This window comes from Gemmatimonadaceae bacterium (assembly GCA_019637355.1).
Lineage (GTDB): Bacteria > Gemmatimonadota > Gemmatimonadetes > Gemmatimonadales > Gemmatimonadaceae > Pseudogemmatithrix.
On the sequence record JAHBVT010000001.1, the window covers coordinates 1,096,779 to 1,115,272 of the forward strand.

Consider the following 18,494-nt stretch of genomic DNA (forward strand, 5'->3'; position numbering starts at 1 on the left):
TAGAGTCAGGGAACTGTCAAGAATGAGGAGCGAAAGGGAAGCGCGCGGCCGGGAGGAGCGAGGCGAGAAGGGTGGAGGGGTCGAGGGCGAAGCGTCCCCGCTCCTCCCCCGTGTTCCCGCACGCCTTCCGCCTCCCTCCTCCAGCCCCGCGCCTTTCCCTCGCTCTCCGCCCCTCTATTATTCGCTTGTGACCACCCCCGTCCTCTCCGACATCATCCCCGGCTGGGACCTGGCTGCCGACGCGGCGTCAGCGCGCTTGGACGCGGACCTGTTGGCCAGGGCGTACCGCTTTTCGGAGAAGGCACACGCGGGGCAGACGCGGCGCAACGGCGACCCCTACGTCACGCACTGCGTCGAGGTGGCCAAGATCCTCGCCGAGCTGCAACTCGATTCCATCACCGTCGCCAGCGGGCTGATCCACGACGTGGTGGAGGACACGGCGTACTCGGTTGAGGATGTGGAGCGTGAGTTCGGGCGCGAGGTGGCGCAGATCGTGGACGGCCTCACGAAGATCGGCCACCTCCCGCTGGCCTCGCGCGAAGAGCGGCAGGTGGAGAGCTACCGCAAGCTGCTGCTCTCGGTGGCCAAGGACGTGCGCGTGATCCTCGTGAAGCTGGCGGACCGGCTGCACAATATGCGTACGCTGGAATGGATGCCGGAGGAGAAGCGGCAGCGCATCGCGATGGAGACGCGCGACCTCTACGCGCCGATGGCGCACCGCTTCGGCCTCAACTCGCTGAAGGCGGAACTCGAGGACCTGGCCTTCAAGTGGCTGGAGCCCGACGAGTACCGGGCGCTGGCGAAGATGGTGGCGCAGACGCGGGCCGACCGCGATGCGCTGACGGCTGAGATGGCCGAGCCGCTGGAGCGGCGGCTGCGCGAGGCGGGCGTGGTCGTGTACGAGGTCAGCGGCCGCCCCAAGCATCTCTGGTCCATCCAGAAGAAGATGGAGAAGCGCGCGAAGCCGTACGGGGAGATCTACGACCTCTACGCCATCCGCGTGCTGGTGGAAAACATCCCCGAGTGCTACCACGCGCTGGGCGTGATCCACGGGGCGTGGACGCCGCTGCAGGAGCGTATCAAGGACTACATCGCCTCGCCGAAGAGCAACGGCTACCAGTCATTGCACACGACGGTGTTCGGCCCGCGCGGCACGCTGTTCGAGATCCAGATCCGCACTCGCGAGATGCACCGCACGGCGGAGTACGGCATCGCGGCGCACTGGGTGTACAAGGGCGATGCCAAGGGCGGCAAGGACCTGGATCGCCACCTGGCCTGGTTCCGGCAGGTGCTGGAACTGCAGCTCGACGCCGAGACGCCGGACCAGTTCCTCGAGTTCCTCAAGCTCGACCTGTACCAGGACGAGATCTTCGTCTTCACGCCCGGCGGCGACGTGATCCAGCTGCCGAAGGGCGCGACGCCAATCGACTTCGCCTTCGCGGTGCACACGCAGCTGGGCCTGCACACGCAGGGGGCGCGGGTGAACGGGCGCATCGTGCCGCTCTCGCGCGAGCTGCGGAACTCGGAGACAGTGGAGGTCATCCGCTCGCCCAACGCGCGGCCCAGCCGCGACTGGCTGGCGCACGTGCGCACCGGCCGCGCGCGGCACAAGATCCGCCAGTGGCTGCGCAACGAGGAGCAGAAGACCTTCATCACGGTGGGGCAGGAGATCCTCGAGCGCGAGCTGCGCCGCCGGAAGCACGCCAAGCTGACGGAACCCGAGCTGCAGCGCGGCGCCGAGGCGCTCAAGCTCAACGGGCCGGACCACATCCACGCGAGCATCGGATCCGGCGACATCACGGTCACGCAACTGCTGAAGGCGATCTATCCGGACCTGGACGAGTCCGAGTCGACGGCGATCAAGCCCAGCCCCATCGAGCGGCTAATCGACCGGATGCGCGGCCCGCGGCATTCCAAGGGCCTGCGCATCCAGGGCGCCGACGGCCTGCTGGTGCGCTACGCCCAGTGCTGCCAGCCGGTGCCGGGCGACTCGGTGGTCGGCTACGTGACCCGCGGGCGCGGCGTGAGCATCCATCGGCACGACTGCCCGAACCTACTCTTCCTCGTGCACGAGCCCGAGCGCCGGCTCGAGATCGACTGGCAGGAGACGGCGGGAGAGCGCTTCGTCGTGCGGCTGGCGATCGAAGGCAGCGACCGCCGCGGACTCTACGCCGACCTCGCGGCGGCCGTCAGCGGCACGGGCACGGACATCCGCTCGCTGGAACTGCGGACCACCGACGGCCGCGTCAGCGGCAGCGCCATCGTGGAGGTCGAGAACCTCGCCCATCTCGAGCGCATCATCAAGGCGGCGCGGCGGGTGAAGGGCGTGAGCGAGGTGGCGCGGCGGGAGCGCCTGTCGGCGGACGAGGACTGACGCTTTGGTGCGCTCCGGCGGAACGGACTGACGCTCCGGTGCGCTCCGGCGGAACGGACTGACGCTCCGGTGCGCTCCGGCGGAACGGACTGACGCTCCGGTGTGCCGGCGGGTTCCGGCGTACGCGCTACGCGGCCTGACCGCTTCGCGCACGGCCGCTACGCGCGCACGCCGGAGCCCGCCGCTCGGTTAACTTTCCGGCTGGCCCGAACGCAGATATGCGCACGCAGCACGCTTCCGTCCTCCGTCCTCCGTCTTCAGTCCCGAGCCCCCAATGCACAGCGCCCTCCTCCACAGCCACAACCTCCTTCGCTGGGTGGTGCTCGTCCTCGGCGTGCTGGCCGTTGCGCGCGCCGTCGCCGGCCTCGGCGGCACGCTGTCCTACGACCGCGCCCGGCGCGCCACCGCGATGTTTATGGGCAGCGTGCACCTCCAACTCCTGCTCGGCCTGCTGCTCCTGATGCAGAGCCCGCTCGTGAAGGCCGCGATGCGCGATATGGAGATGACGATGAAGGACGCTGCCCTGCGCAAGGTGGTCGTGGAACACCCCACCCTGATGGTGATCGCGGCCATCGTCGTCACGATCGGGGCCATCGCCGCCAAGAACCAGAAGACCGATGCCGCGCGCCACAAGTTCGGCGCGATCGCGATGACGGTCACGATGCTCATCATCCTGGCCGGCATTCCCTGGCAGCGCGCGCTGTTCCCGGGGATGTAATGAGGACGGATGACGAATGACGGACGCGACCAGCATCCGTCATCCGTCTTCCGTCCACTATCCGCATGGCCGTCTTCGACCTCAAAGCCCCCTTCTCGCCTGCTGGCGACCAGCCCCGCGCCATCGCGGAGCTGGTGGCCGGGCTGCGCCGTGGGGACCGCTTCCAGACGCTGCTCGGCGTGACCGGCTCGGGCAAGACGATGACGATGGCGAACGTCATCGCGCAGTGGGGGCGCCCCGCCCTGGTGCTCTCGCACAACAAGACGCTGGCGGCGCAGCTCTATGGCGAGCTCAAGGGCTTCTTCCCGAACAACGCGGTCGAGTACTTCGTCTCGTACTACGACTACTTCCAGCCCGAGGCCTACGTCCCGTCCTCGGATACGTACATCGAGAAGGATTCCTCGATCAACGAAGACATCGACCGGCTGCGGCTACGCGCCACGTCCAGCCTGATGGAGCGCGAGGACGTCGTCATCGTCGCGACGGTGTCGGCGATCTACGGCCTCGGCGACCCGGAGACGTACCGCACGAATATGGTGCAGTTGCACGTCGGACAGTCCATCGCCCGCGACGACATCCTCAAGGCGCTGGTGGCGATCCAGTACGGGCGCAACGACGTGGCCTTCGACCGCGGCACCTTCCGCGTGCGTGGCGACACGGTCGAGATTCTGCCGGCCTACGAGGAGCAGGCGGTGCGCATCGAGATGTTCGGCGACGAGATCGAGAAGATCAGCAAGATCGATCCGCTCACCGGCCAGACCATCGCGACGCTGCAGCGCACGGCCGTGTACCCGGCCAAGCACTTCGTGACCGACCGGCCGACGATCAAGCGCGCGGTGCAGGAGATCCGCGCCGAGCTGGCGGAGCGCCTCGCGGTGCTGAAGGAGGCGGGCAAGCTGCTCGAGGCGCAGCGGCTGGAGAGCCGCACGAACTTCGACATCGAGATGCTGCTGGAGATCGGCACCTGCCCGGGCATCGAGAATTACTCGCGCATCATCGCCGGGCGCCCGCCGGGCGCGCGGCCGGCGGTGCTCTTCGACTACTTCCCGGACGACTTCCTCGTGCTGGTGGACGAGTCGCACGTGACGCTCTCGCAGATCGGCGCGATGTTCAACGGCGACCGTGCGCGCAAGACGACCTTGGTTGAGTACGGCTTCCGCCTGCCCAGCGCGCTGGACAACCGGCCGCTGATGTTCGACGAGTTCCTCGGGCTGACGCCGCGGGCGATCAACGTGAGCGCCACGCCCGGCGACCTCGAACTCAAGCTCAGCGACGGCGTCGTGGTGGAGCAGGTGATCCGGCCCACCGGCCTCGTTGACCCGACGATCGAGATCCGGCCGGTGAAGGGGCAGGTGGACGACCTCCTGCACGAGATCCGTCTCCGTGAGCGCAAGGGCGAGCGCGTGCTCGTCACGACCCTGACGAAGCGGATGGCCGAGGACCTCGCGGACTACCTGTCGCAGGTCGGCGTGCGCGTGCGGTATATGCACGCGGACATCGATACGATCGAGCGAATGGAGATCGTGCGCGGCCTGCGCCTCGGCGAGTTCGACGTGCTCATCGGCATCAACCTGCTGCGCGAAGGCCTGGACCTGCCGGAAGTGTCGCTGGTGGCGATCCTCGATGCGGACCAGGAAGGCTTCCTGCGCTCGGACCGTTCGCTGATCCAGACGGTGGGCCGCGCGGCGCGGCACGTCGAGGGCAAGGCGATCTTCTACGCCGACCGCATCACCGGCTCGATGCAGCGCTGCCTCGACGAGACGGCGCGTCGCCGGGCCGCGCAGGAGGCCTTTAACCGCGAGCACGGCATCACGCCGGCGGGCGTGCACAAGTCTCTGGATCAAGTACGCTTCTCGACGCGCGTGGCTGACGCGCGCGAGGGCAGCGAGCAGCGCGACGCGGACCGTTCGCGCGGCAAGAAGCAGAAGAAGGTGGCCGAGGCGCAACGCGCCTACGGCACCGACGACCTGCCGGGGCTCGTGGCGCGCCTCGAGGACGAGATGCGCAGCGCCGCCAAGAACCTGGATTTCGAGACGGCGGCGCGACTGCGCGATGAGCTGTTCGACCTGAAGGTCGCGATGGGCGAGGGTGCCGCCAAGGGCGCGCGTGCCAAGCGCTGAGTTCACGCGCGATGCGCTGCGCGACTGGGGCCGCGCGCTCGGGGCTCGCCTGCGAGCGCCGACGCTGGTGACGCTCCGCGGCAATCTCGGTAGCGGCAAGACGACGCTGGTGCAGGCCATCGCTGAGGGACTCGGCGTCACGGACGACGTTACCAGCCCGACCTACGCGTTAGTGCACCACTACGCAACGCCGCAGGGGCCGGTGCACCACCTCGACCTCTACCGCCTGCGTGATGCTGCGCAGATGGCGCAGCTTGGCTGGGACGACTTGCTCCGCGCCGGGGGAATCATCCTCGTGGAGTGGTCTGAGCGCGGGGGCGACGCGGTTCCGCAGGCACAAGTGGCGCTTGAGCTTGCTCACGTGCCGGGTCGAGCGGACCTGCGGCGCCTCACGTGGGAGGAGCACGCGTGACGCTGACGCTCGCAATGGACGCGGCGGCGGGCCCGGGCAGCATCGCCGTGCTCCGCGATGCGGAACTGCTCGCCTCGCGCGATGTGGTGATGCGCAACGAGACCGAGGAACGCTTTTTCCCGGCGGTGCTCGACGCGCTGGCCGAGGCGCGCTGCACGCTGGCTCAGCTCGAGCGCCTCATCGTCGGGGCGGGGCCGGGCAGCTTCACCGCGCTGCGTGTGGTCGGAGCCACGGCGAAGGGAATCGCGCAGGCGCGCGGCATTCCGATCTATGCCGTGCCGTCGCTGTCGCTGATCGTTGCGGGCGATGCCGCCACGGCGCGGGAGGGCACGCGCTGGTTGGCCACGCTCGACGCGCTGCGCGGCGAACGCTATGCCGCGTTGGTGGTGGTCGGCGCGGAGGGCGCGATCCTGCGCGTGGAGCAACTGGGATTGGTTCCTGCAGCCGAGGTCGCGGTCCGCGCGGCCGAGCTCGAAGCGCTGCCGATCGGTCCGGACGAGGCGCACGTCGCCGTGCCGCACGTACGAGGCGTCGTGCGTTGCCTCGCCTTGGCGCTCGCTGGAGGAGCCGTCCCCTTGGCCAGCTGGGAGCCGATGTACGGGCGCCTCGCCGAGGCACAGGTGAAGTGGGAGGCCGCGCACGGGCGGTCGCTGGGATGAACGATCCGTCACCGCTGCGCATCCGCGCGCCGCGTCCAGGCGACGCCGCGCGAATGCACGAGATCGAGTTGGCCTGCTTCTCGGATCCGTGGCCGGCCTCGACGTTCGTGGCGATCTGTGCCGGCGAGGTGATGTCTTGCGGCGTCGCCGACACGGGCGCCGAGAATGCTCCCGGGGTCGCTGCGTCCGTGGCGGGTTACTGGGTCGGCCAGCGAATCGACGACGAGGCGGAGCTCACGAACCTGGCCGTGGACCCTGTGTGGCGCTCGCGACGCATCGGCCGCCAACTGCTCGAGCATTTTATCGAAGCGGTGGGCGGCACGCAGCGCACGACGATCTTTCTGGAAGTGCGCGCCAGCAATGCACCGGCGGTCGCGCTGTACCTGCACTTCGGCTTCGAGGCGCTCGATCGCCGCCGGGGCTACTACTCCAATCCGACCGAGGACGCGATCGTGATGGCCCGCCGTCCGCGCGCGCTGCCGATTGGCCTCGGCCGCCCGTCTCCATCAGGGGAACGCGGTGTTTAGATTTCGCGCGAAGCGCTTTGATGCCTGCAGTGTCGGACGTGGCCCCCAGATTGCCGCTCCCGACTGACCCATACCAGGAGGCCCCGTGAGCCGCAGTCTGAACAAGGTGACCCTGATCGGCAACCTTGGCGCCGATCCGGAGATCCGCACCACCCCCAACGGCAGCAAGGTCGCGCAGTTCTCCCTCGCCACCGGCCGCCAGTGGACGTCCGCGTCCGGCGAGAAGCAGGAGAAGACGGAGTGGCACAAGTGCGTGGCCTGGAACGCCAAGGGCCGCAACACCGGCCTCGCCGACGTGATCGAGCGCTACGTGAAGAAGGGCGACAAGCTCTACGTCGAGGGCGAGATCCAGTACCGCCAGTACGAGGACAAGGACAAGCAGACGCGCTACGTGACGGAGATCAACGTGCGCGAGATCCTGCTCCTCGGCGGCGGCAAGGGCGGCGACGGCGGCTTCGAGTCCTCGCGGCCGGCCAAGGCAGCCAGCGGCAAGGCCGCCGACAGCGGCTTCTCGGACTTCCCCGAGGCGATGGATGGGGACGACGATCTTCCGTTCTGAGTTTTCGGTGCAGTAGGGCTTGAGAGAGGAGAGAAGGGAGGGGGGCGGCGGTCGGAGCAGGGGAGACGGGCGGCGAAAGCCTTCCCACCTGCTGGCCGCCGCCCCCTCTCCCGTCTCCCCTCTCCCAACCACCCCTCCCCTCTCCCGTCTCCCCTCTCCCAACCATCTCCCATCTCCCAGCCGTCTGCCCTCTCCCCCAACCATCTCCCATCTCCCAGCCGTCTCCCCTCTCTCCCCCCATCTCCCCTTTCCCAGCCGTCTCCCCTCTCCCATCTCCCCGTCCTCACCCGCCTCCCCCCTCCCGCCTCCCAGCCCGCCCCCCCTCCCAACCCAGCCCCCCCTGTTGCACTTTCCCCAACAGTTCGTCCTCCCCTGAGATAACCCCGGCGCCCCCCAGGGCCGCCGGGTTGCCGTGCCGCGGTTGACTTCGGTCCTCCGCACCTGTCGTGTCTTCAACACGGTTCGGTCTATGCTTCCGATTCGACGTCTGCTTCCGGCCGCCCTTCTCGTGCTCACGCTCGCGCCCGCCTTGGCGGTGGCGCAGGGTGAGTCCCGCACGCATACCGTGCGCAAGGGCGACACGCTGTGGGACCTCGCGCAGCAGTATCTCGGCGACCCCTTCCGCTGGCCCGAGATCTACCGGCGCAACCAGTCCACCATCCAGGATCCAAACCTGATCTATCCGGACCAGGTCATCGTGATTTCGGGTGAGGTGGTGGCGACGGCCGGCACGCCAGCCGACACCACGGGCGGTATGCCGTCCGACACGGCCGCTGGCGGCGTGGGCGAGGTGCCGGGCGATACGACCGATATGGAACCGTTGCTGCCGCAGGTGCCGATGGCGCCGCCCGCGATGACGATCTTCAATCCGGCTCGCTACCGCGTGGTGCGCGGTGAGCGGGAGGCGCTGCGCATCCGCAGCTCCGCGCCTGCGGTGCGCCCTGGCGACTTCCTGCAGGCGCCGTTTATGTGGGACCCGAACGGCGTGGTCGGTGCCGGCACACTGGGTGAAGGCAGTTCCACCGATGGCATCGGGATCACCAAGACGCAGCGGCCAATCCAGTATATGGAGGAGGTGTGGGTGACGGTGCCGCAGGGGGCGGCGGGTGCCGTGGATGATCGGTACCTGCTCGTCCGTTGCGGTCCGGTAGTGGAAGGTCAGGGCCGGGTGGTCGTACCGACCGGCGTCGTGCGGGTGCTCCAGTCGGCGGCTGACGGACGCGCGCGCGCAATCTTGGTCGCCAAGTTCGAAGATGTGTTTGCCGGGCATCTGGTGATGCCGTTGGACACGCTTGAAATGGAGCCGGACGTGCGACCCGCACGGGTCGAGTTCGGTCTCGCGACGAAGATTTCCTATCTGTACGGCGACCCGGTGCTGCCGCCGGTGGGCCACCAAATCATCTTTGCGGCGACGGCGCGCGACGGCATCGTGCCGGGTGACCAGTTGACACTGCAGGTGCCGGCCAACACGTCTGCGGCCGGGGCGGTACTGCCGGCGCGGGATGTGGCCGTCGCGCAGGTGACGCGCGTGACGCCTTGGGGTGTCAGCGCAATCATTGTCTCGCAGACCGACGGCGGCATCAAGACCGGAATGGCGGCGCGCGTCACGGCGAAGATGCCCTGACGTGGTGGTGGGAACGACGTCCCCCTGCGGCTAACTTTGGGGGATGACCACCAAACGCGCCCTTGTGACGGGGGGAGCCGGCTTCATCGGCTCCCACGTCGCCGACGCCCTGCTCGCCGACGGCTGGCAGGTGACCGTGCTCGACGACCTCTCCAGCGGCAAGCGCACGCAGGTGCCCGCCGGCGCGGAGTTCGTGCAGGCCGACATTCGCTCGGCCGAGGCCTCGACGTTGGTGCGCAGCGGCCGCTTCGACCTGCTCTGCCATCTGGCCGCACAAATGGACGTGCGCCGTTCCGTGGCCGACCCGGGTTTCGACGCCGACGTCAACGTGCGCGGCTCGCTCAACCTGCTGGAGGCCGTGCGCGCGAGTGGGTTGCCGACGCGCGTGCTCTTCGCATCCACCGGCGGGGCCGTCTACGGCGACTTCGTCCAGCCGCCGAACCTCGAGACCTTCGAGAAGAATCCCGAGAGCCCGTACGGCATCGCGAAGTTCGCGGTGGAGCTGTACCTCGCGTATTACGCCCGCGTGCACGGGCTCGACTATGTGGCGCTACGCTTCGCGAACGTGTTCGGCCCGCGGCAGGACCCGCACGGCGAGGCCGGCGTCGTCGCGATCTTCTGCCAGCGCCTGCTGGCGGGGCAACCGCTGACCGTGTTTGGTGATGGCGGACAGACGCGCGACTACGTGTTCGTGGGCGACGTGGCGCGTGCGCACGTGCTCGCGGCGCGGCGGGCGGCGTTGCCCAGCGGGCGCGTGGACGAGCGCGGCATCAACCTCGGCACCGGCCGCGAGACCTCGGTGCTGGAGCTGGCGCAGGCGCTGATGCGCGCCGCCCGGCGTGAAGTCCCCTTGCAGCACGCCCCGCCCCGCGCGGGGGAACAACGTCGTTCCGTCGTGAGTATCGCCAAGGCAGCCTCCGTCCTCGGGTGGGCACCCGAGATCGGCCTCGAGGACGGACTTGCCCGCACCTTTGCCTGGTTCGCCACCCAGTGATGATCCTTTCCCTGCTGCAGATCCGTTCCGCGATCCCGTCGACGCGTTTCGAGCTGGTGCTCAATGCCAGCGACGAGACCAAGGTCGTGCTCGTCGTGCTCGTCGTGCTCTCGCTGCTGTCCTGGGCCGTGATGCTGGCCAAGTGGCTGGCCTTCAAGAAGGCCGAGGGCTCGGGCCGTGCGTTTATGGCCGAGTTCCACAAGTCGGGGAAACTCGAGGCCGTGGCCTCGCTGGCCAAGCGCTCCAAGCCCAGCGCGTACACGCGCGTGCTGCAGCGGGCGCTGCAGTTCCTGCAGGAGACGGGCCTGGTGCGCGGCGAGGACGGCCAGCCGGCGCAGCTCTCGGCGTCGCAGGTGCAGGCGCTGCGCCTCGTGCTCGACGCCGAGACGAATTCGGAGCGCGAGCGTCTCGGGACCTGGATCCCGACGCTGGCGATGATCGGCTCGGTCAGCCCGCTGCTGGGCCTGCTCGGCACGGTGCTGGGCATCATCGAAGCCTTCCTCGGCGTGGCGCGCGGCGGCTCCGGCAATCTGGCGGCGATCGCGCCGGGCGTGGCCGAGGCGCTGATCGCGACGGCGACCGCGCTGGCGGTCGCGATTCCCGCGTACTTCGGCTACAACATCTTCGCGGCGCGGTTGAATCGCTTTGACGGCGAGCTGGACGGCTTCGGCACCGAAGTGATCGCCCTGATGGCGCGCGAGGGCCGCCTCTAGGATGCGCCGCCGGGGCCGTGGGGAGCGCACGCCGCTGCAGGCGGAGATCAACGTCGTGAGCCTGATCGACGTGATGATGCTCCTGATGATCATCTTCATGATCACCGCGCCGATGATGCAGGGCGGGGTGGATGTGGAGTTGCCGCGCGCGGCGGCGCGTCCGCTCAATGCGCAGGCGGCGCTGGTGGTGAGCGTGACGCGCGACGGCCGCATCTTCGCCGACGACGTGCAGCTCTCGCTGAGCGAGTTCCGCGGCACGTTCCGCACCCTTGCCGACCAGGCGGGCCAGCGCGGCGTGTACCTGCGCGCCGACCAGGGCGTGCCCTACGGCCGCGTGGTGGAGGTGCTGGCGATTATGCGCGGGGCCGGGGTGGGGAACATCGGCCTCGTCGCCGAGCCGGAGGACGTGCGTCGGTGAGCGTGGCCAGGCGCCCCTCGGACGGGATGGGGTCGGCGCTGTTCATCAGCGTGGTCCTGCACGTCGCGGTGGTGCTGCCGTTCGTCGTGTGGAAGGCCGCGCCGAGCGCGCCGTTGCCGCCGATGTACAAGGTGGACTTGGTGGCGGCGCCGCCGGGGCCGCGGCAGGAAGGCGTGGTGCGCGAGACGCCGCCCACCGCCGAGCCCACGGCCAAGGCTCCGCCCAAGGCCGAAGCGCCGGATCCGGTGAAGACCGCGCCGATCAACCCGCCGACGCGTCGCGCGCCCACGCGCGCGACACCGAACATCTCGACGAAAGCCACCGAGCGCGTGGATGCGTCCAGGGCTCCCACCGCCGGCGGCGGCGAGACCGGCGGCACCGGAACCGATGTGGCGACCGTGCGCACGGAAGGAATCGAATTCCCGTTTCCGGGGTACCTCCAGAACATCGTGCGCCAGGTGGCCTTGAACTTCAATCCGCGGAATCCCGGGGCGCTCAAGGCCGAGGTGTTCTTCTTCATCCGGCGCGACGGCAGCGTCACCGGATTCCGTTTCATCACGAGCAGCGGAAACTTCGCGTTCGACGTCGAGGCGCAGGGCGCGGTGGAAGCCGGCTCGCGTCGCTTTGGCCCGCTGCCCGCCGACTTCACTGATGACATCCTGCCGGTGACCTTCTCCTTCGATCCCGACCGCCTGCGATGATGCGCCTGTTCCGACTGTTCGCCTCCGCCGCGGCGTTGCTCTGCTGCATCGTCCCCCACGCCGAGGCGCAGGAGCAGGGTGTGCGCATTGGCCTGACTTACAACGCGGGGACGCGTCCGGGGCTGTACATCCTGCCGCTGCAGGGCGCCTTCGGGGACTCGGTCCGGAGCATCCTCGCGCGGGATCTTGACTACGGCGATCGCATCTCGGTGATCGCGCCGGATTCGGGGGCGCCGGTGACGGGCGCGCTGAACTATCCGCTGTTCGCGCGGCTCGGCGCGGCGGCCGTCCTGCGCCTGCAGCAGACGATGGGCGGGGCCTGGAACGTAGAACTGCACGAAGTGGGCGCCTCGCGCATCCTGCATCGCAGCGAGGCGCGCTTCGCCGCCGACCCGCTGTCGCCGGCGTGGCGGATGGCGGTGCACGCCCTCAGTGACCAGATCGAGGAGTGGGTGACCGGGGTGCGCGGCGTCGCGGCCACGCGGATCCTGTTCAATCGCGCCGAGGGGCTGTGGATCGTGGACTCGGACGGCGCCAACGCACATCCCGTCGCGGGCGTGAGCAGCGCGTTGAGCCCGGCGTGGCACCCGAACGGCCGCACCGTCGCGTACCAGACGTACGAAGAGGACGGGTCGCACGTCTACGTGCGGGAGCTCAGCGGCGGGACGCCGCGACGTGTCTCGTTCGCAGTCGGTGTCAACATCACACCCGCCTTTTCGCCGGACGGCAAGAGCGTGGTCTTCTCGCACGGCAGCGATGCGACGGACCTGTGGCGCGTGGAACTCGCGGGCGGAGAAGGCCCGGTGCGCGTGACGGTCGGGCGCGGCTCGGAGAACCTCTCGCCGAGCTTCTCGCCGGATGGCCGACGTATCGCGTTCGCGACTGGGCGACTGGGGCGTCCGGAGATATATATTACGGACGCCGACGGGACGAATCCGCAGTGGCTTACGACCACGGGGTTCGGCGATCAGTCGTATCGGGCGGATCCGGCGTGGTCGCCCGACGGCCGCAGCGTGGCGTTCCAGACGCAGATCGAGGGGCGCTTCCAGGTGGCGACGATCAATTTGCGGGACCGCAGTGTAAAGCAGCATACGATCGAGGGGGCGAACGAGCAGCCGTCGTGGGCGCCGGACGGCCGGCATCTCGTGTTCACCTCCACCCGTGGGGGCTCACGGCAGCTGTGGGTCCTCGATACCGAGTCCGGCCGGATGCGTCAACTGACGCAGGGCAGCCCCGCCCGGATGGGGGCTTGGTCGCCCCGCCTGGATGGGACGCAATAAGGGGCTCAATCGTCTGTGCCGTAGTGTGACCCATCACGACTTCGATGCAGTCCGTTTCGCAGTTCTGACTTCCTTCACGAGGTACCTATGAACGCTCGTCTTCCGATGCTCGCAGCCCTGGCGACGACTGTCGTCGTCCTTTCGGCCTGCCCCTCGCCGCCGCCCCCGCCGCCGCCGGCGCCGGTCGTGAACCAGGACTCCATCGACGCCGCGAACCGTCGCGCCGCCGAGGAAGCCGAGCGCGCCCGCCGCGAGGCCGAGGAGCGTGCCCGTCGTGAGGCCGAGGAGCGTGCCCGCCGCGAGGCCGAGGAGCGCGCCGCCCGTGAGCGCGCCGCTGCCCTGGCCGCCGCCCGTGCCGCCTTCGCCACCGCGATCTACTTCGACTACGATCGTGCCGAGCTGAAGCCCGAAGCCCGCGCCACGCTGGACGCCAAGCTCCCGCTGCTGCGCGCCAACAGCCAGGTCCGCATCCGCATCGCCGGCCACACCGACGAGCGCGGCTCTGACGCCTACAACATCGCCCTCGGCCAGCGTCGTGCGGCCGCCGCGAAGGCGTACCTCGTGGCCAACGGCATCGCCGCCGACCGCATCGACGTGGTCTCGTTCGGCGAAGACCGCCCGGCCGCGATGGGCAGCAACGAAGCCGCGTGGGCCCAGAACCGTCGCGATGAGTTCGAGATCATCGTGGGTGGGGAGTCGCTGCGTCTCCCGTGATCGGGATACGGATCCTCCGTCTCGCGCTCGCGCCGGCCGTCATCCTGACGGCCGGCGCGTGCTTCGCGACCCGGAACGACGTTCGGATCCTGCAGGCCAACCTGTTGGACCACCGGATGGAACGACTGGCTGCCGACTCGGCGGCCACCGAGATGCTGGAACAGGTGCGCGAGGACTTGGCGCGCATCACGCGTGTACTCGCCCTGCTGGCCGATAGCGCCGATGCCCACAGCGCGTCGCTGAACCGGTTGCGGAACGACACCCGCGAGGACCTCCGGGCCATCCGGCAGCAGTTGATCATGATTCAGGAGCTCACCGGCCAGAGCCAGCGGCGCATCCAGGAGCTGCGTGCCGAGATGGAGGCGCGGCAGGCCGAGCTCACCCCGCCGCCGGCGACGACGCCTCCGGCGGACGGCACGCCGGGAACCCCGGGGACTGCGGCGGCTCCGGCGGCGCCACCGACCCCGGGCCCGGCCCAGCTCTACCAGATGGGGCAGGACCAACTCCGGCGCGGCAGCGTCAGCTCCGCGCGGGCCGTGTACCAGCAGTTGCTCGACCGGTACCCGACCTCCGACCTGGCGCCGGCGGCGCTGTATGGCGTGGCGGAGACCTGGTCCGACGAAGGGAACGGGAGCGCCGCTGACTCGGTATACGCATTGGTGGTGGAGCGGTACCCAGAGTCCGAGCAGGCACCCAACGCGCTGTACAAGCGTGCCAGCGCCGCCCGCAGCATCGGGCAGACTGAACGGGCGATGACGCTGTACCGGCAGATCGTGGCGGACTATCCCCGTTCCGACGCCGCCTTGCTCGCGCAGGAGTATCTGCGCGGCCGTCCGTAAGCAGGGGCCGGCACCGCCGGTCCCGGAGCCCGCAATGAGCAAGCAGGCCCCTTCGGGGGAAATGCCCTTCCTCGACCACCTCGAAGAGCTGCGTGTGCGGCTCTTCTGGAGCCTGGGCACGCTCGTGGTCTGTATGATGATCGCCTTCGCCTTGGTGTGGCAGTACGACATCGTCGGCATCGTCTCGGCGCCGATCAAGCCGTACCTCCCGGGCGGCAAGCTCATCTTCACGCATCCGGCGGACCCCATCGCCATCGTGCTCAAGGTGGCCTTCGGGTTGGGGTTGGCTGCGGCGTCCCCGATGATCGTCTACCAGATCTGGGCCTTCCTCTCGCCAGCCTTGCATCAGCACGAGAAGCGCATCGTCATCCCCGTGCTGATCGGCGCCTTCGTGCTCTTCCTGCTCGGCGTGGGGCTGGCCGTGCGGTTCGCGATGCCGGCGATGTTCGACGTGCTCTTCAGCTTCCAGAGCGCCTCACTCGAGCAGATGATCTCGGCGCGGGAATATGTGGGCTTCGCCGTGACGCTCTGTTTGGCGTTTGGCGGCACCTTCCAGTTGCCGATCGTCATCCTGGCGTTGACGGCGATGGGGCTGACCAACCCGCGCGCGCTTGGCCGGTACCGGCGGCACGCCGCCGTGGGCAGCTTCGTGGTGGCGTCGGTAATCACGCCCGGCGACCTGCTGGTGATGACGTTTATGCTCGGCGTGCCGCTGTATCTGCTGTACGAGGTGAGCATCGTGCTGAGCTGGTTCGTGCACCGGGCACGGGAGAAGCGGGTGCGCGCGGCGGCCGGCGACATCGGCAAGGCGGCGGCGTGATGCGGCAGCCGTGGCGATGGCTCGCCGCGGCACTGCTGTGCCTGGCACCCGCACTCGCGGACGCGCAGGCGCCCGGGACGCCTCGGCGCCCGCCGCCGACGGAACGCCCGCAGGTCCGCGAGCAACCGGCGCAGCGCGCCCAAGATGCGCAGGGCCGTGCCCTAGGTGATACGACCCGCCGGGCAGCCGGCGACAGCGCGCGGGCCGAGAAGCCTCTGATTGCCTGGATCCCCGACGACTCGATGATGGTCGCGCTGCTCCGGCGGCAGGGCTACCGCGTGGTGCGCTTCCAGGCAGATACCGTCGGCTTCGTGGCCGAGTCTCGTACGATGACCTTGGCGACCTCAGACTCCAGCAAGGCGGGCGTGGAGCGCGACGCCACGATGCTGGTGGCACGCCGCATCATCTACAACGACTCGACCAAGATGATGCTGGCCCGGGGAGACACCATCGTGATGCGCGATCCGGCGCGCGGCGAGGACGTGATCGGCCTGCAGGAGATGAGCTACGACGTGGAGCGCCGCGAAGGGCGCACGCGCGACCTCTCCACCGTGGCCTCCTCCGGCGCCGATTGGCGTGTGATGGCCCACCGCGCGACCTTCGCCACCGATACCGCCAGCGAGCGCAACACGCTCTACGGCCGCGACGGCATCATCACCTCCTGCTTGGACTCGCTGCCGCACTATCACTTCCAGGCCCGCGAACTCAAGCGCGTGAGCAACAGCGTGATCGTCGCGCGCCCGGCCATTCTCTACGTGCAGGACGTCCCGGTGATGTGGCTGCCGTTCATCTTCCAGGACATCCGTACGGGACGGCGCTCGGGCATCTTGACGCCCCGCGTCGGCGTTTCCGAAGTGGTGCGCAACTCGCCGACGTACCGACGCACGGTGGAGGATTTCGGCTACTACTTCGCGATCAGCGACTATATGGACGCGACGGTGCGGATGGACTGGCGCTCCAGCGCCCGCGCGACCGAGGGCGACCCGGGTTGGCTGGGCGTCGAGGCTGGATTCAATTACCGCTGGCTCGACCGCTTCCTTTCGGGCGGCGTCGGCGTGTCGCAGCGCTCGCTGTCCTCCGGGAACCGCAACACCGCGGTGAGCTGGTCGCATCAGCAGGAGTTCTCGTCGCGCACGCGCTTCACCGCCAATCTCAATTACGTCACCAGCACGACGATCCAGCGGCAGACGACGCTCAACCCTGCCGTCGCGTTGGCCACGATCGCGTCGCAGGCGAATCTCGTGCGGCAGCAGGGACCGTTCACGATCAACCTCGGCGGCACGCAGCGGCAGTACCCGGGCCGTGCGCAGATCGACCGTTCCTTCCCCTCGCTCAACGTGGCCTCGCGTCCGCTGACCGTTGGGGAGTGGCTGGTGGTCACGCCCACCCTCGCCTTCAGCGGCAACGACCAGCTCAACCTCGATGCCGTGGGCGACTTCTCCTGGCGCTATGTCCAGACGCCCGGCGGCCTCGACTCCACGCGCCTGCGCCGCAACTCCGGCACGCGCAGCGTCAGCCTCGGCTTGCCGTTCAAGGTCTGGGACTTCCAGGTCGCGGCCGATGTGCGGGCCAACGAGGTCGCCAACGACTTCCCCGAAATCAAGACCGTGCCGGACCCGATGAACCCGGGGCAGTTCATCGACCGCGTGTACGCCCGTACCTACCTGACCACTGCGGACTTCAACCTGAACGCCCAACTGCCGCAGTTCTTCAAGGGGAGCTGGAACCTCGCGCCGCAGGTCTCGCTGTCGAACGTGGACCCGGTGGGCAGCTTCGTGCGCTCCGAGCGCACGAACGGCGCCTGGGTCTCACAGAGCAAGCGCTTCAACTACGGCGCGGGCGTGTCGCCGACGTTCTTCGCGCTGGCGCCGGGCTTCGGGCGCGTGCAGCGCTTCCGCCACGCCGTCACGCCCACCTTCGGCTGGTCCTACTCGCCGGCGATGGCGGTGAACCCCGAGTTCCTCGCCGCGCTGGGCAAGTCGCCGCAAGGCTACCTCGGCGGCCTCACGCAGAACCGCTTGACCCTCGGCATCAACACCAACCTCGAGGCCAAGCTCCGCGCCCCGGACGACACCACGGATGCGGGGCAGAAGGTCCGCGTCGCCTCGCTGCAGTTCACGCCGCTGGTCTATGACTTCGAGCTCGCGCGCGTGACGGGACGGCCCGGCCTCGCCACCGACCGCTTCGGCTACACCTTCCGCTCGGACCTGCTCCCGGGCTTCGACCTCGGCGTGGACTACTCGCTGTTCCTCGGCTCGGTGCTCAGCGACACGGCCGAGTTCAAGCCGTACCGCGAGGCAGTGCGTTTCGGCTTCGAGCTCAACGGACAGTCGGCGATCGTGCGCGGCATCTCGCGGCTGTTCGGCGGAGTCGGCGAAGCGCCCGTGGATGATGCTGGCGAGGACCGCCCGGCCGGACGCAGCGCCGACGCGCTCGGCGGCGGTATCGTGTCGTCGGCGGACCCGCAGCAGCAGGGGCTGGGGGCCGTCGCGGGCTCGCGTACCCGCAGCCCGATCCAGGCGATCGACACCAAGGGCTTCCGCGCCAACTTCTCGGTGAGCCAGCAACGCACGCGCCCGCCCCGTGGTGGCCGCGTCCTCGATTTCGACCCCGCGCGCGAGTGCCAGAGCTTCATCGGCCTGCCCATCTACGAGTTCTGCCTGGCGCAGGCCGAGCTGGGTCGCCCGACCGATCCAAACCAGAACCGCGGCACCGAGGGCGGCACTGCAATCCGGTACCCGCCGCGTACGAACATCGCGCTGCAGACCTCGTTCAACCTCACGCCCAAGTGGGCGGCGGCCTGGAGCACCAGCTACGACGTGGAGCGCGGCGACTTCGCCAATCAGACCGTCACGCTGCAGCGCGAGCTGCACGACTGGCGCGCGGTGTTCGGCTTCAACCGGATTCCCACCGGCGCGTTCTCGTTTACGTTCTTCATCTCGCTCAAGGCGCAGCCGGAGATCAAGCTGCCCTACGAGAGCCGGTCGTTCCGCGCCCCGCCGAGCGGGTCGCTGCGCTGAAC

At 69.1% G+C, this 18,494-nt stretch carries 17 protein-coding genes; all 17 read left to right on the forward strand.

Annotated features, from left to right (window positions below):
* Positions 1-187: 187 nt before the first annotated feature.
* The 17 genes from KF689_05015 to KF689_05095 all read left to right on the forward strand — a co-directional run bounded on the left by KF689_05015 (position 188) and on the right by KF689_05095 (position 18,492).
* Complete coding sequence (locus KF689_05015; GenBank protein ID MBX3132730.1) at positions 188-2,374, forward strand: bifunctional (p)ppGpp synthetase/guanosine-3',5'-bis(diphosphate) 3'-pyrophosphohydrolase; 2,187 nt, start codon at positions 188-190, stop codon at positions 2,372-2,374.
* A 274-nt stretch (positions 2,375-2,648) separates the two neighbouring features.
* Positions 2,649-3,092 (forward strand): hypothetical protein, encoded by a 444-nt coding sequence (locus KF689_05020; GenBank protein ID MBX3132731.1) that lies wholly within the window; start codon positions 2,649-2,651, stop codon positions 3,090-3,092.
* A gap of 65 nt (positions 3,093-3,157) precedes the next feature.
* A complete protein-coding gene (gene uvrB, locus KF689_05025; protein MBX3132732.1) occupies positions 3,158-5,212 on the forward strand; it encodes an excinuclease ABC subunit UvrB in 2,055 nt (684 codons plus the stop codon).
* Positions 5,199-5,624, forward strand: a complete 426-nt coding sequence (gene tsaE / locus KF689_05030) for a tRNA (adenosine(37)-N6)-threonylcarbamoyltransferase complex ATPase subunit type 1 TsaE (protein MBX3132733.1) — start codon at positions 5,199-5,201, stop codon at positions 5,622-5,624. Before uvrB ends, tsaE begins: the two co-directional genes overlap by 14 nt.
* Positions 5,621-6,283 carry a tRNA (adenosine(37)-N6)-threonylcarbamoyltransferase complex dimerization subunit type 1 TsaB gene (gene tsaB / locus KF689_05035; protein MBX3132734.1) on the forward strand — a complete coding sequence of 221 codons (663 nt, stop codon included), beginning with the start codon at positions 5,621-5,623 and terminating at the stop codon, positions 6,281-6,283. The genes tsaE and tsaB overlap by 4 nt, the downstream gene beginning before the upstream one ends.
* Positions 6,280-6,810: a ribosomal protein S18-alanine N-acetyltransferase gene (gene rimI / locus KF689_05040; protein ID MBX3132735.1), complete on the forward strand. Its 531-nt coding sequence runs from the start codon at positions 6,280-6,282 to the stop codon at positions 6,808-6,810. The genes tsaB and rimI overlap by 4 nt, the downstream gene beginning before the upstream one ends.
* Before the next feature lie 85 nt (positions 6,811-6,895).
* A complete protein-coding gene (locus KF689_05045) occupies positions 6,896-7,369 on the forward strand; it encodes a single-stranded DNA-binding protein (GenBank protein MBX3132736.1) in 474 nt (157 codons plus the stop codon).
* A gap of 469 nt (positions 7,370-7,838) precedes the next feature.
* On the forward strand, positions 7,839-8,993 hold the full coding sequence (locus tag KF689_05050) for a LysM peptidoglycan-binding domain-containing protein (GenBank protein MBX3132737.1): 1,155 nt from the start codon (positions 7,839-7,841) through the stop codon (positions 8,991-8,993).
* Positions 8,994-9,036: 43 nt separating this feature from the next.
* A complete protein-coding gene (locus tag KF689_05055; protein MBX3132738.1) occupies positions 9,037-9,987 on the forward strand; it encodes an NAD-dependent epimerase/dehydratase family protein in 951 nt (316 codons plus the stop codon).
* A complete protein-coding gene (locus KF689_05060; GenBank protein MBX3132739.1) occupies positions 9,987-10,700 on the forward strand; it encodes a MotA/TolQ/ExbB proton channel family protein in 714 nt (237 codons plus the stop codon). The genes KF689_05055 and KF689_05060 overlap by 1 nt, the downstream gene beginning before the upstream one ends.
* Position 10,701: 1 nt before the next feature.
* The gene (locus tag KF689_05065; GenBank protein MBX3132740.1) at positions 10,702-11,118 is read left to right on the forward strand and encodes a biopolymer transporter ExbD; all 417 of its coding nucleotides are present in this window, start codon (positions 10,702-10,704) and stop codon (positions 11,116-11,118) included.
* Positions 11,115-11,819: a TonB C-terminal domain-containing protein gene (locus KF689_05070; protein ID MBX3132741.1), complete on the forward strand. Its 705-nt coding sequence runs from the start codon at positions 11,115-11,117 to the stop codon at positions 11,817-11,819. The genes KF689_05065 and KF689_05070 overlap by 4 nt, the downstream gene beginning before the upstream one ends.
* The gene (locus KF689_05075; GenBank protein MBX3132742.1) at positions 11,819-13,099 is read left to right on the forward strand and encodes a PD40 domain-containing protein; all 1,281 of its coding nucleotides are present in this window, start codon (positions 11,819-11,821) and stop codon (positions 13,097-13,099) included. The genes KF689_05070 and KF689_05075 overlap by 1 nt, the downstream gene beginning before the upstream one ends.
* Before the next feature lie 87 nt (positions 13,100-13,186).
* Positions 13,187-13,813: a peptidoglycan-associated lipoprotein Pal gene (gene pal / locus KF689_05080; protein ID MBX3132743.1), complete on the forward strand. Its 627-nt coding sequence runs from the start codon at positions 13,187-13,189 to the stop codon at positions 13,811-13,813.
* On the forward strand, positions 13,810-14,652 hold the full coding sequence (locus tag KF689_05085; GenBank protein ID MBX3132744.1) for a tetratricopeptide repeat protein: 843 nt from the start codon (positions 13,810-13,812) through the stop codon (positions 14,650-14,652). Before pal ends, KF689_05085 begins: the two co-directional genes overlap by 4 nt.
* A 34-nt stretch (positions 14,653-14,686) precedes the next feature.
* A complete protein-coding gene (tatC, locus tag KF689_05090; GenBank protein ID MBX3132745.1) occupies positions 14,687-15,472 on the forward strand; it encodes a twin-arginine translocase subunit TatC in 786 nt (261 codons plus the stop codon).
* Entirely contained in the window at positions 15,472-18,492 is a 3,021-nt protein-coding gene (locus tag KF689_05095) for an LPS-assembly protein LptD (protein ID MBX3132746.1), read from the forward strand. Before tatC ends, KF689_05095 begins: the two co-directional genes overlap by 1 nt.
* The last annotated feature ends 2 nt before the right edge of the window (positions 18,493-18,494 follow it).

Coding starts and splice junctions, on each gene's coding strand:
- KF689_05095 (MBX3132746.1), top strand. CDS start 15,472: ATGCGGCAGCCGTGGCGATGGCTCGCCGCGGCACTGCTGTGCCTGGCA.
- KF689_05055 (MBX3132738.1), top strand. CDS start 9,037: ATGACCACCAAACGCGCCCTTGTGACGGGGGGAGCCGGCTTCATCGGC.
- KF689_05075 (MBX3132742.1), top strand. CDS start 11,819: ATGCGCCTGTTCCGACTGTTCGCCTCCGCCGCGGCGTTGCTCTGCTGC.
- tatC (MBX3132745.1), top strand. CDS start 14,687: ATGAGCAAGCAGGCCCCTTCGGGGGAAATGCCCTTCCTCGACCACCTC.
- KF689_05060 (MBX3132739.1), top strand. CDS start 9,987: ATGATCCTTTCCCTGCTGCAGATCCGTTCCGCGATCCCGTCGACGCGT.
- KF689_05065 (MBX3132740.1), top strand. CDS start 10,702: ATGCGCCGCCGGGGCCGTGGGGAGCGCACGCCGCTGCAGGCGGAGATC.
- KF689_05020 (MBX3132731.1), top strand. CDS start 2,649: ATGCACAGCGCCCTCCTCCACAGCCACAACCTCCTTCGCTGGGTGGTG.
- KF689_05050 (MBX3132737.1), top strand. CDS start 7,839: ATGCTTCCGATTCGACGTCTGCTTCCGGCCGCCCTTCTCGTGCTCACG.
- rimI (MBX3132735.1), top strand. CDS start 6,280: ATGAACGATCCGTCACCGCTGCGCATCCGCGCGCCGCGTCCAGGCGAC.
- pal (MBX3132743.1), top strand. CDS start 13,187: ATGAACGCTCGTCTTCCGATGCTCGCAGCCCTGGCGACGACTGTCGTC.
- uvrB (MBX3132732.1), top strand. CDS start 3,158: ATGGCCGTCTTCGACCTCAAAGCCCCCTTCTCGCCTGCTGGCGACCAG.